Annotated in this window: 10 protein-coding genes; 3 read left to right on the top strand and 7 right to left on the bottom strand. The window is 37.0% G+C overall.

All coding sequences use genetic code 11. The features are described 5' to 3' along the window. Nucleotides 1-31: 31 nt before the first annotated feature. On the bottom strand, nucleotides 32-922 hold the full coding sequence (locus tag GQR59_RS12995; RefSeq protein ID WP_160063370.1) for a DMT family transporter: 891 nt from the start codon (nucleotides 920-922) through the stop codon (nucleotides 32-34). A 374-nt stretch (nucleotides 923-1,296) separates the two neighbouring features. On the opposite strand from GQR59_RS12995, the gene GQR59_RS12990 reads away from it, so the two are divergent. Continuing rightward, entirely contained in the window at nucleotides 1,297-1,509 is a 213-nt protein-coding gene (locus GQR59_RS12990) for a hypothetical protein (protein WP_160063368.1), read from the top strand. Here GQR59_RS12990 and GQR59_RS12985 read toward each other — a convergent pair. Both GQR59_RS12985 and GQR59_RS12980 read right to left on the bottom strand, forming a co-directional pair. Next, nucleotides 1,493-2,122, bottom strand: coding sequence for a flavin reductase family protein (locus tag GQR59_RS12985; RefSeq protein WP_160063366.1), 630 nt, complete (start codon nucleotides 2,120-2,122; stop codon nucleotides 1,493-1,495). The two genes, GQR59_RS12990 and GQR59_RS12985, sit on opposite strands and share 17 nt — an antisense overlap. 422 nt (nucleotides 2,123-2,544) lie before the next feature. Next, nucleotides 2,545-3,672 carry a ribosomal protein uL16 3-hydroxylase gene (locus GQR59_RS12980; protein WP_160063364.1) on the bottom strand — a complete coding sequence of 376 codons (1,128 nt, stop codon included), beginning with the start codon at nucleotides 3,670-3,672 and terminating at the stop codon, nucleotides 2,545-2,547. 262 nt (nucleotides 3,673-3,934) lie between these two features. On the opposite strand from GQR59_RS12980, the gene GQR59_RS12975 reads away from it, so the two are divergent. Continuing rightward, nucleotides 3,935-4,855 carry a DMT family transporter gene (locus tag GQR59_RS12975; protein WP_160063362.1) on the top strand — a complete coding sequence of 307 codons (921 nt, stop codon included), beginning with the start codon at nucleotides 3,935-3,937 and terminating at the stop codon, nucleotides 4,853-4,855. A 161-nt stretch (nucleotides 4,856-5,016) separates the two neighbouring features. Here GQR59_RS12975 and purB read toward each other — a convergent pair whose 3' ends face one another. From purB to mnmA, 3 genes are all read right to left on the bottom strand, one after another. After that, nucleotides 5,017-6,387, bottom strand: a complete 1,371-nt coding sequence (gene purB, locus GQR59_RS12970) for an adenylosuccinate lyase (RefSeq protein ID WP_160063360.1) — start codon at nucleotides 6,385-6,387, stop codon at nucleotides 5,017-5,019. Between the two features lie 107 nt (nucleotides 6,388-6,494). Continuing rightward, nucleotides 6,495-7,124 (bottom strand): high frequency lysogenization protein HflD, encoded by a 630-nt coding sequence (hflD, locus tag GQR59_RS12965; RefSeq protein WP_160063358.1) that lies wholly within the window; start codon nucleotides 7,122-7,124, stop codon nucleotides 6,495-6,497. Nucleotides 7,125-7,265: 141 nt separating this feature from the next. Further along, nucleotides 7,266-8,369: a tRNA 2-thiouridine(34) synthase MnmA gene (gene mnmA, locus GQR59_RS12960; RefSeq protein WP_160063356.1), complete on the bottom strand. Its 1,104-nt coding sequence runs from the start codon at nucleotides 8,367-8,369 to the stop codon at nucleotides 7,266-7,268. Between the two features lie 328 nt (nucleotides 8,370-8,697). On the opposite strand from mnmA, the gene GQR59_RS12955 reads away from it, so the two are divergent. Then, entirely contained in the window at nucleotides 8,698-10,611 is a 1,914-nt protein-coding gene (locus GQR59_RS12955; RefSeq protein ID WP_160063354.1) for a methyl-accepting chemotaxis protein, read from the top strand. Between the two features lie 231 nt (nucleotides 10,612-10,842). Here the strand turns inward: GQR59_RS12955 and GQR59_RS12950 are convergent, their stop codons facing one another. Further along, the gene (locus GQR59_RS12950; RefSeq protein WP_160063352.1) at nucleotides 10,843-12,960 is read right to left on the bottom strand and encodes a methyl-accepting chemotaxis protein; all 2,118 of its coding nucleotides are present in this window, start codon (nucleotides 12,958-12,960) and stop codon (nucleotides 10,843-10,845) included. Nucleotides 12,961-13,208: the final 248 nt, after the last annotated feature.

Raw genomic sequence — 13,208 nt, 5'->3', positions numbered from 1 at the left:
TGGTTTTTCTTTAATGGCTTTTCTTTAATGGTTATTGGCTTAAACGTAAAATAAGAATACCCACCAATGCTGCCGTTAACCCTAAGATCTCTTGACGACTAAAGGACTCTTTTAGAAAAATGCGCGAGTAGAGTAAAATAATTAAGATATTCATCGCTGATATTGCTGACACTAATCCCGTAGTGCCAATGGCAAACGCAGATAATATCGCCATCATGCCTGCTACGTTAGTTAAACCGACGACCAGCCCACAACAAAACGTTTTTGTATCTGACCATGTTTTTATCTCAGAGTGGTGTGAACTTAGCTCGTTTATTTTATCGGTCATTGTTTTACGTGTTTTTAACCAACTTATTGCAAATAGCAGACTACCAAAACCAAACATTAAGGTTAGGGTACCAAACATATCCGCTTCTAAGCGAGTTGACTGCTTTCCTAAGATATCATTGAATGCAAAGCACAACGCAGCTAGTAAGCCCCATTGTGCGCCTTGTAAGTTACTAAAAGAGATATCGTTTGAATAACGAATAGTATAAAGACCCGCGAAAATAACAATGAAGCCTATTAATTGTTGAGTGGTTAGTGTTTCTTGCCAAAATAGAAAAGCCAATAACACTACAAACAGAGGCGGTAGTCCTGAAAGAATACTGATCAAAGATGCTTTACCGACAGAGAAACCTTTATGTAAGGCCGCATTTGCAACAAAAGATCCTAAGCCTAGCGTTAAGCCTACTGAAATATCCTGCCAGCCATACCATTGTTGGTCGAGTATAAACATCGCCATTGCACTGATAACGAACCCTACAAAAAATACACCGAATAACATTAAGTTACGGTTAATATTTTTTTGTGAGGTCCATTGATACATTATGCCCCTTGCACCAAAAAATACGGCGGCTAATAATGCATAGATGATCCACATGGCTGACTCCTTGAGTAATGTTTACTTTTGACGTTACTTGTCGTTTGTAAGTTGGCTGATAGATAGCCGAATAACTTGAACTTTAGCGTTAATTTATTATGTTAAGAGGTGTTTTTCTATTTTATTCTGTTCTATTAATTCAACATGTCCCTTTACTCTGCATCAAATATAGTCAGTAGTATATTGGGTTTTAAAATTTTATAAATGAGTATAAATAGCATGGTAAGTACCATTAATGGGATTTAGTTTGTGCCTACATTTCGTTTATTTAATGCTTGATGGTAATTGAGTTGTTAGGCATTCAATAATTGAATGCGTGTAGATATTATTTGAATTATGTATTGAGAATAAAGAGGAGAGGTTGTTATTTTTGAATGCGAGGCGGAAAAAAATTTGCTTTAACGGCCAAAGGTTATTGGCCATTTATAATGAGTGCGCATCTTTTGATACATAAAGCGACTTTAATATATAAAACAGCTTTAATATATAAAACAGCTTTAATAAATGAAACGGTTTTAAGGAAGAAAGCTGTGTTAATAAATCAAGTTATTTCAGTTGCTCTAGTATCAATTATTCAGGCCTTTTAAAACTAAAAGGGTCGGTAATTGCAGCGTATTCACCGCCGCCTAATCGCGCTAATGGCTTTAACTTATCCGCTGCAATGTTTATACGGTTTGGGTTTTCAGTATTTAAAACCTTATCGTTAATGTACAACTGTTTCACTTCAACAAAAATTAAACTCTGTGGTAAATCACCAATCTCTTTTACCTCATATAATTCACAACCATAGGCCACATCACATTGGCTTAAACGTGGTAATGAAAAGCCATCAAAGGCAGTGGTTGTTAACCCCGCTTCAGTTAACTCTGATTCTCCGTAGGCTAGTGTTGCGGCGGTTTTAGTGACTAATTCACCTTGAGTGTCTGATGCAATATGAATGACCATTTTTTTGTTTTTTAAAATATTGATGAGTGTGTCTTTATCGCCGCCATCTGGTTTTTTAGTTAGTGATATCATTAATATAGCTGGATCACTTGAGATGGCAGTGAAATATGAGAAGGGCGCTAAGTTGTAATTACTTTGTTGGTTATTACTCTTATCTGATTCTGTTAATACCCAAGCAATGGGACGTGGAACAATGGTTTGAGTCATCAAGTGATAGCGTTCTGATGAACTGTAATCTGAAAAGTTAATTTGCATAGTTTATTCCATAGCCTTAATGATTATTGACGATAACTATCATCGGTCGTTCTATAACTAGTGATAGTAATACTGATTTCAACCGAGTTAAGATCAGACTGTGACGTTATTAACTGAGTCTTATCGTGACATATTTTATTGGTTTTCTAAACAATTGAAATAGAAGCGACTAGTGATAGGCAAATAGGTAACCGTAAACATAAACATAAACATGCTTATGGTAAATAGAGAATGATAAACAGAAACAGATATGTAGATAAAGAAGATAGACATTGATGAAAAAGATGAATGTTGAAGGACTTGAAGGAGCGAACCTATTAACGAAGAGATATCACCGAATCTGATTAGTCTCGGTGATATCTCAATTATTCGCTATTTATAGCGGTATGTTAAAGCAATGATGAAAAATGCCATTCAAAGTGCTATTCCGCGTACCAGTAACCTAAGTTTACTAGTTGTGTGAATAAGTTAAGTGCATCAGGTTCGTCTTTAAATAACTCAAGTAATTCACTGGCTGCTTCATCTTGATCACACAGATATTGTGCAAGTTCCGTGAAGCCTGAGAAGTCGTAAACTTCGCCATTAATAAAGACTTGTTTAGGAGACTGTGCAAAATATACGGCACGTAATCCTCCTAAGCGTGTAAATTGTGCGCCATCTTCTAGGAATTCAATCACATCTTCATTTTCAAGCGGATGCTCAGGCATTGCAATATCTAAGTCATGTTTTGCTTCACTGATCATTCGTCCGAACCATGGGATTAAATGTTCTGGTGTTTTGCAGTTTTCTAACATTACTTGATGTAATTTAGCGAGCTCTGCTTCTTCAATACAACCTGGTTTTTCACGTACTTGCATTGGAATATCGGTGTAACGTAATGCATTTTCATTGTTATCAATGTTGTAATCAGTGAAGCTGCTTAATAGGTCATTTTGATCCGGTGCACGGAAACCTACACTGTAGTTAAGTGATGGTTCAATAGCATAACCTTCATGTGGGCAACCACTTGGAATATAAAGAATATCGCCTGGTTCCATTTCAACATCAATTGCTGCTTCAAAAGGAGCACAGTGCTTTAGCGCGCCATGTGCAGCGAACTCAGGCAATGCTTGTCGAGCACCAACACGCCAATGACGTTTTCCTTCACCTTGAATAATAAATACATCGTAGTTATCAATATGCGGGCCAACGCCACCTTTAGGTGTGGAGTAGCTGATCATCAGATCATCAATACGCCAGTTTGGTAAAAATCGAAATGGACGGACTAACTGTTGTGCATCTGGATGCCAATGGTCAACAGCTTGTACTAATAAGGTTGCGCCATCTTCTTCTAAGCGTTCGAAGGTTTTAAACGGGCCACATTCTGCCTGCCACTCTTCTTTTTCTAAATATACTAAGCGACTTTCCAAGTCTTCTTCCATCGCTAAACCCGCTAATTCATCAACAGCAATTGGATCTTGGAAGTCTACAAAGCCTTGTTTGATAAAGGTGGGTTTCTTTTGCCAGTAGGTATCTAAAAACTGGTTAATTTCAAAATTAAGTTCAAACATGGGGGAAAGCCTTTGAGTATAAAAATTATTTGGAGTGTAACAGGTCATTTATAAGCACGATAGTGATACAGCATGCAGCTTTGTATTATCTTTAAAGTGAATAATATTAAAAGCGTTGCTTTGTTTTTATTTGGTGAGTAACCTGATCTGCCGAGCTAAATAAATTAGCTTACTTATATTACTTTTTAAACAAATAGTTAAACAAACAGTTAAGTAAATAGCTCAGCCAAAGAGTTAAAGTAAATACAGACAAGGAACAGTAATGGAAAGGACGATCAAGTTTGATAAAGTCACCGGTTTATTAGCCGGGTTAACGGTAGTGATGATTTGGTCTGGTTGGATTATTATTTCCAAATGGGGCATTTCTCGTTCATTAACTGTTTGGGATGTTACTGGCATTCGATTTTTGACGGCAGGATCGATTGTGTTGATTTACGCCTTACTCAGTAAAACATCTATTAAAGCGTTGTTTACACCACGGATTATTCTTTGTAGTTTATGTTGTGGTTCGTTTTATGTGTGTGCGAGTTTGATTGGCTTATTAATGTCTGATGCAGCCAATACTGGCGTTATTATTAATGGGTCATTACCTATCATGTGTGCCGCCATTGTTTTTGTATGGAAAAAAGTGCGTTTAAACAATGCCCAATATGTCGGTGTCTTTCTTATTTTATTGGCTAATGTTTTATTGTTTACCAGTACCGGCGGGGCAACATTAAGTGCATTATTTTGGTTATTGATTGCGGCCTTTGCCATTGCTTTTTATTCGGTATCGATGAAAGTATGGGGGCTCAATTTAAAGACCGTCATGATTGCTGTACCGCTTATTAATGCTTTATTTTTTACGCCTATTTGGATCTTCTTACCGAGTCATATTAGCGTTGCACCTATCGATGAAATCCTGTTACAAGGCGTTTATCAGGGCATTGTTGTTAGCATCATTGCATTATTCTGCATGACTTATTCTATTAACAAATTAGGCGCGGTATCAGCTTCAACTATTATGGCATTGGTGCCGATTGTGTCGGTATTATTGGCAATGGTGTTTTTAGAACAATTAATGACGCTACAAATGTTAATTTCGATTATTGTCTGTTCGGTCGGTATTGCCTGTTATAGCGGCTTACAACCTTTCCTACTTTATCTTAAAAGAAAAGGCAGAAGTGAAGTGTTGAGAAAATGAGTATAACAATACGGGATAAATAAAAAGGTATAAAAACATATTCAGGACGGGACATTGTTAGGAATAAAAAAGGGAAAAACAAAAAAGGCAATCCTAAGATTGCCTTTTATAAGTGATTAGTTCCTAACTTTCATTAAGCACTCTCATCTCGCTTTACGCGATTATGCCATCTTATCTACTAGTTCAATTGCTTGACCGATATAAGATGCAGGTGTCATTGCTTTAAGCTCATTTTTCACGGCTTGAGGTAGCTCTAGAGTATCGATGAACTCAGACATACCTGGGCCATCTACACGTTTACCGCGCGTTAGCTCTTTTAGTTTCTCGTATGGTTTTTCGATAGCGTAACGGCGCATTACTGTTTGAATTGGCTCTGCCAATACTTCCCAGTTTGAATCTAAATCTTTCAACATGTTAGCTTCGTTTGCTTCAAGCTTGCTAATACCTTTTAAGCTTGCTTCGTAAGCGATAACAGAATAACCGATAGCAACACCTAAGTTACGTAATACAGTTGAGTCTGTTAAGTCACGCTGCCAGCGAGAAACAGGCAGTTTCGCTGCTAGGTGATCAAAGATAGCGTTAGCAAGACCTAAGTTACCCTCAGAGTTTTCAAAATCAATTGGGTTTACTTTATGTGGCATTGTTGAAGAGCCAATTTCGCCAGCAATCGTTTTTTGTTTGAAGTGACCAATACAGATGTAACCCCATACGTCACGGTCAAAGTCTAAAAGGATTGTGTTAAAACGTGCAATCGCATCAAATAGCTCTGCAATGTAATCATGCGGTTCAATTTGCGTTGTAAATGGATTAAATGTTACGCCTAAGCTTGTTACAAACTCTTCAGCAAAACCCTGCCAATTAACTTCTGGGTAAGCACTTAAGTGGGCATTGTAGTTACCAACAGCACCGTTTGTTTTACCAAGTTGCTCAGTTGCTTCGATTTGTTTAACTTGACGTTGTAAACGAGCAACAACGTTAGCAAACTCTTTACCTAGTGTAGTAGGTGAAGCTGGCTGGCCGTGTGTACGAGACATCATCGGCATTGCTTTGTATTCAATCGCTTTTGCTTTAATCGCATCAACAACACGATTACAGTAAGGCAGGATCACGTCTGTTTTAGCTGTACCTAGCATTAATGCATGAGATAGGTTGTTAATGTCTTCAGAAGTACAGGCAAAGTGAATGAATTCAGATACTGCGTGTAGTTCAGCTACGTCTGCTACTTTCTCTTTCAAGAAGTATTCAACCGCTTTTACATCGTGGTTTGTTGTTGCTTCAATATCTTTTACACGTTGTGCATCTGCTTCAGAGAAGTCTGTAACGATTGCATCAAGGTGTGCATTTGCTTCAGCAGAGAAAGCAGGAACTTCTGCGATACCATCTGTTTGTGCTAGTTTTTGTAACCAACGCACTTCAACTTGTACGCGGAATTTGATTAAACCAAATTCACTAAAGATGTCGCGTAAAATTGCAGTTTTGCTACCGTAACGGCCGTCAACTGGTGATACAGCTGTTAGTCCTGAAAGTTCCATTTGTTGCTCCTGAGATGTAGGTTGTTTAAATAGGTTCTTTTGCTTCCCTGTAGGAAACGGTCATTCGAATATTTACTTCGTAAACTCTTAACGGTGTTCGTAGTAAGTTATGTACGTAGCAAATTTTGTTTTGTTTGTTCAACGATGGCTTTACGCGAAAGTAATAATTGACGACGTTTGCCGCCAACTTGACGCCATAATACGGCAGCACGAACACCCGCTAATAATAATGCGCGAATTTTATGCTGTGTATGGTCTTGTTGCAAGTATGAAGGGTTACCGTTAACTTGAATTTTAGGGCCTAAATTACTAATAAGGTCTTTGTAGATAGAATCTAAATTGCTTAACACACTACTATCATCAATTTCAAAGTGTGCTAATTGACGATTAACTTGGTTAATACGTTCGCCTAATAGGTTTAATGAACCAGGGTTAGCTGATAACTTACGCTCTAATGCGATTAATCCCGCCACATATTTAGTGACTTGCATGTTACGGCTACCATCAACATTATCTAGTTGCGCTACAACCGTTTTATAACCTAATTTTAATGATTCATGACCACCAAAAATTTCCAATGGTGCAGCACTATCTGTGCGAACAATAGAACGTAAAGAGGCGTTAAAAGCAACTGCATCAGGGCAAATACCTTTGTTCGCTATTTTATCAACCAGATAGGCGGCTTGGCACATTGCAGCAAAAGCAATGCTACGAGATTCTAACGTTTGGAATGACATAATGGATACACTTCTAATTTGAATTAATGTTGTTCAGTTTGCTTAAATAGAAATAGGTTGTTTAAAATTTAACTTACAACCTATTGCTAAGCACCGTTGCTTCTTTATGCTGCTTTAGTGACTGCTATTTTTAGTCCAATATTATTTTTGTAAATGTTGGTCGATAATCGCGCCGCCTAAACAAACATCATCAATATAAAATACTGCTGATTGTCCAGGGGTTACTGCAGCTTGAGGCTGCTCAAAGATAACCTCTAATGTGTCGTCATCAATCGGATTGACGGTACATGGAATATCAGTTTGGCGGTAACGTGTTTTAACGGTACATTTAAAGCTTTCTTTTTTAGGCGTTCTATCCACCCAATCACATTTTTTAGCAATTAAACCATATGAAAATAAAGCGGGATGATCCGCACCTTGAGCGACTAATAAACGGTTATTTTCCATATCTTTACCGACAACGTACCATGGATTTTCATTTGAGTTTTGTAAACCACCGATGCCTAAGCCTTTGCGTTGACCTAGCGTGTGGTACATCAAACCTTGATGTTGACCAATCACTTCATTTTCAGGCGTAACAATATCACCTGGTTGTGCAGGTAGATATGTTTGTAAAAAATCAGTAAATTTACGTTCACCAATAAAACAAATTCCCGTGCTGTCTTTTTTATTGTGTGTGACTAAATCTTGTTCTTCAGCAATACGTCGTACTTCTGGTTTTTCTAGCTCACCAACAGGGAACAACGTTTTTGCTATTTGTTCACCACCGACTGCGTATAAAAAGTAACTTTGATCTTTATTGTTATCAATACCACGTAATAATTGTGCTTTGCCATCGACATCACGGCGACGACAGTAGTGGCCTGTTGCTATAAAATCGGCCCCTAAGTCTTCTGCTGCAAATTCTAAGAAGGCTTTAAATTTAATTTCTTTGTTACACATGATGTCTGGATTGGGAGTACGGCCAGCTTTGTATTCTTCTAGAAAATGTTCGAATACGTTATCCCAATACTCAGCTGCAAAGTTGATGGTATGTAGCTTAATACCTAATTTATCACAGACTGCTTGTGCATCTTGAAGATCCTGAGCGGCTGAACAATACTCATCGGTATCATCCTCTTCCCAGTTTTTCATGAATAAGCCTTCTACTTGATAGCCTTGCTGCTGTAATAAATAAGCAGATACTGAGGAATCAACACCACCGGAAATACCGACGATCACTTTAGTTTGGCTATTGTCTTTCATAAATTATTCTCCAACAAATTGAGCGCCAGATTTTAGCAGAATTTAGCTTCAATTAAACTAATAATGTGGACAAGAGGGGCGAATATATTTGTTGTGCTTAAATTATTTTTTAGTTTGAATTTTATTAAATTTTAAATAGCGAGCTAAATTCTTTGATCTACTTAAAAATAACCATAAAGTATTATTATATGATTTTGAGGCTAAGGTCATAGTTTTGATACTTATGAATAATAAGCCTGCTAATTTACAACCCTAAGTAGGTAGACTAAAGGCAGAAGAAGCACTGGCATTGCTTTTAAGTTATTAAAAAAGTACTAAAGGGATTTTTATGAGTAAGCTTGGATTTAAAAATATTTTAATTGTCGTGATCACTGGGTTACTTATTTTGGCGTTAGGGATCACTTGTTATATTTCAATTAATAAATTGGAAGAAACGACTAAAACCACGCTTATCGATAATATTATTAGTTCTTCTCAATATGAAGCGAACAATATTAAAAGTTTTATCGCATCATATTCATCACCTGTTACGCATTTAGCTGAATTATACGAAGCCAACCATTATCAAACCGATCATGAAAAATACATGATGATCACTAAAGCGGTTTCAGGCATAAGCAAAATCACATTAGGATTAGATGATGGGCGTTCTTATACTTCAAGAGAGTCAGAATCATTTCCTGGAGGTGTCGGTATTCCATCTAAATATGACCCTCGAACACGTTCTTGGTACCAATTAGGTAAGCAAAGTACAGATTTAAAATTAACGGATGTATTTGCTACAAAACAAGGTGCATTACTTTTACTAGCGGTTCATCCTATTAATGGTGGAGTCTTGGCTTCTGATGTTCGATTAACCTATCTACAAACATTAGTTGAAGGTGTGCATGTTGCTGAAGATGATATTGCTATTCTGGTTGACCACAAAGGAATGGTATTAGCATCAACAAGTGAAATAGCAAAAGCACAAGAGCAAGTGCAAAATATTGAAGAGTTGAGCGGTTTTTCTGCAAAAATGTTTAATCAGGAACGTATTATTGAAGATATTAAACTTGAAGGTAAACCTAGTGTAATGGTCTCTACTAGTGTCCAGCTGGAAGGTAGTGAACCTTGGTACTTAATGGTTGCAGTAAAAGATGAAGTTGCTTTTTCAGCTGTCTTTAATGCGACATGGGATCTGTTCTTTTGGGTTTCAATCATCGCTGTATTATTTATCGTTATATTAATTCTAGTGCTTAACCGCATTTATCAACCGGTGATTGCACTGAAAACATTAATTGGTAATTTATCTGATGGTAGCGGTGATTTAACTCAGAGGTTAGTCGTTAATTCTAAAGATGATCTTGGCCAGATTGCCATGAATGTTAATACCTTTATTGAAACATTACAGTTGATGATGTTAGACGTGAAACGTGTAAGTGGGCGTTTATCAGAAGGTGTTGAAGTATTGAAAAGTCACTCAGATAAAAGTGCAGATATATTATCTCAGCATCAACAAGAAACAGAGCAAGTCGTGACAGCGGTAGAGGAATTAAGTGTTACCGCTGAAATGGTAGCTATTAATGCGCAAGATACCGCCCAGTTTACTCATGAAGCAAATAACTCTGGTGAAACCTCTAAAGGGATTATTGCTAATGCACAAGTAAGCTTACAGCGCCTGTCTAAAGAAGTTGAAAATGCCACGATAAACGTCGCGAATATGAGTCAAGAAACGCAAGATATTAGTTCAATTTTAAGTGTGATTGGCGCAATTGCAGACCAAACTAACTTATTGGCATTAAATGCGGCTATTGAAGCTGCTCGTGCAGGTGAACAAGGGCGTGGGTTTGCTGTTGTTGCAGATGAAGTACGGGCATTAGCAGCACGCACGCAAACTAGTACAGGTGAAGTTGAAAATGCCTTGGCCAAATTGCAACATGAGTCTACTTCAGTTGTTAGTTCAATTGATAGTACCCGTGAAACCAGCCAACAAACGGTATCTGAGGCTGCTAGTGTTGCAGATAGTTTAGAGGTGATGAGTGGGTTTGTTTCGAAAATTAATGACTTAAGTAATCAGATTGCCTCGTCAGCACAGGAGCAAAATAGCGTGATTAGAGAGGTTAGCCAAAATATGGCTCGTATTCATAATATTGTTCAAGAACTGACAACAACAGGCGCTAATGTAAATGAAGAAACTCATCACATCCATGAGGTTAATAACCAGTTACACAGTATTGTTAAACGTTTCAAACTTGAAAAATAAATAGCCTATTTCAACGTTGAATAAAAGAGGGCTAAGCTTTTATTCAACGCTTTATGTGTAATACCAATCACAATAAATAGCTTATCTATTTTACTTGTTAAAACAGCCCAACTCCTCGTTGTAAATTTCGTAAAGGGAACAGCCATTTACGTCAATTTACGCCTTGAGTTGAACTGTTTTGTCTGCGCAAAATTTAGATAACATATTTAATGTAATCGGTATAAATTAGACCTAATGCTTAGAAACCTCGAAACGTTCAACTAATTTATTGAGTCGTAAAATAGCATTTTTGACCAATGTTGTTTGATGTATTAATTGTTGTGACGATTCTTCCATTTCTAATGTCGTATTTTGTGCCTCTTTTGTTGTTTTTCCATGTGATTCACTGTTACTAGCGATTTGATTCATCGTATTAAATACATCTTCTACCGCTATTTTAAGTTTGACGTTTCTGTCTCCTGAGTCTAAAACTAAAGTGTTTTTATCTACATTATTAACACCTTGTTGCATATACTTAACAGCCATTTCTGATTCACTGCCCAGTGTCGACATAATTTCGCCAATATGTTGTGCTGCTTGCGATGTTCTGGTTGCAAGGTTACGTACTTCATCAGCAACAACAGAGAAACCTCTTCCATGTTCACCTGCTCTTGCAGCTTCAATTGCTGCATTTAATGCCAATAAGTTAGTTTGTTCTGTGATGCCTGTAATTAAGGTAACAATTGTTTCAATTTCTTTCATTCTTCCATTAACATCATTAACGCTTTTAGCTGAAGATAAAACAATATCTTTGATCTGTTTAGTATTATTAATTGCTTGTTCATATTCTTGTTGTGTTTTACTCACGACATCTATCATTAGCTCATTCATCACTTGAGCTGAAATAGTTGCACTGGCTATTTCATCTTGTTGATTGGTAGATAATTGCAACATGGAGTCAATTGAGTGAGTCGTTGTTTTACTTGCTTTATCAACACTAATACAATGTTGTAGCATAGACTCACTAACCTCTTTTACCTCACCTGAAGCATGGATCATCTCCCCTAGCATATTATCTAGGCGATCGATAAAACTATTGATCCAGCGCCCCATTTCTCCAGACTCATCAGCGCTAAACTTTGTCGTATCAAAACGTTGATTAAGATTTGCATCACCCTCCGCCAACATTTGAATTACATTGACCATGTGCTTTAAACGTGCAGCTACAGGGGCTAATCCCAAGCGACAAAAACTAAAAATTGCAATAAATAAAGTAAAAGCGATTAATATGTTATTTTGCCATAGAGGCAGCATCATCCAAGTAGACAACATTGTCGCTACGAGAAAGGGCAAGCCAATTGCTAAAGAAAGTGTTTTACCTAGCGTATAAGTAATTGAACGATGACGATAAACCTCTTCTAAATCGGCTTCACACATCATTCCCCACACATCAGGTGACCCCTCTAATTGAAAAGTAATTCCTTTACCAACAACGGGGATATGTCGATAATCAGAGTAACCGGGATAATCAATATACAAATTTTCACCATGTTTAATTGTTTCTCTTATCCCTGGGTGTAATTGTTTGGTGGCAGGATCAGTAAAGCGAATTTCAAACTCTGTATGAGCCTTTATTTTAACGGTTCCCCAATTTGTGTGTACGCCCGATTTTAGATTTTCTCCATGAGAAAATGTATTGTCTTCAAAACGTGAACGAGATAGGGCGGTACCAGTTGCAATAGAAGGTGTTTGATTTGATTGAACCATAAAAATATAGTTATCACCGGATTCACAATAAACATGTCCAGCTTCACGTTGAATAATATCACTCATTACATCATTAGGTACTCGCCCACATAAACAAGCAATTGCAATATTATCGACAATAATGGGGTGGTAAAACATGAGGGTCACTGAATCATGGAAATTAGAACTTGATGGACCAACTTCTTTTGTCATTGGATCAATATAAGGGCCATGTAAAAACTTGGCTTGTAAACCTTTATTGAGGACATCGATGCTTATGTTATGTTGTATTACTCCTCGATAACTAGACCCTGCAATTTGACCATCTGCCATCACAACAAATAACTCTGAAAAGTCACTATTTCGACTTAGTAAATCATGTAGCGAGTTTGACCATTGTTGCTGAGACTTTGTACTCAGGTACAAAGTGGCATCATTAAGAAAGTTCCATTGCATAGTCACCCATGATTTGAGGCTATGTACTCTGGTTTCTGCTGTACTATTAAAAGTTTGTGCGATTATCTTTTTACGTGATTTATTTAACCAGCAAGCTTTACTTAATGCTATTTTACCTGTTTTACCAAATAGAGGTAACCAATGGCGCTCTTTAGTGGTTAAGTCCATTTACCATCCTTAATTATATAAAATATCAATGTAGATTTTAAAAATACCATTTTTTAACCATAAAGTGGTAGCTATTTGTCTGTTAGTGTGACAAATAATTTTGAATCATAGTTATGTTATAACTTGTTGAAATATAGGTTTTTAGTGTTTTTATATTTGTATATGCGACCAATTAAGGTGCATTATTCAGTTGTTAACTCGGACACTAAGACAATGCGTCACATCATGACAATGGTTAATTCTTATCA

Origin of the sequence: Psychromonas sp. L1A2 (genome assembly GCF_009828855.1) — a bacterium.
GTDB lineage: Bacteria > Pseudomonadota > Gammaproteobacteria > Enterobacterales > Psychromonadaceae > Psychromonas.
The sequence above is the reverse complement of the archived record's forward strand: the minus strand, read 5'-3'. Positions and strand labels throughout refer to the sequence as shown.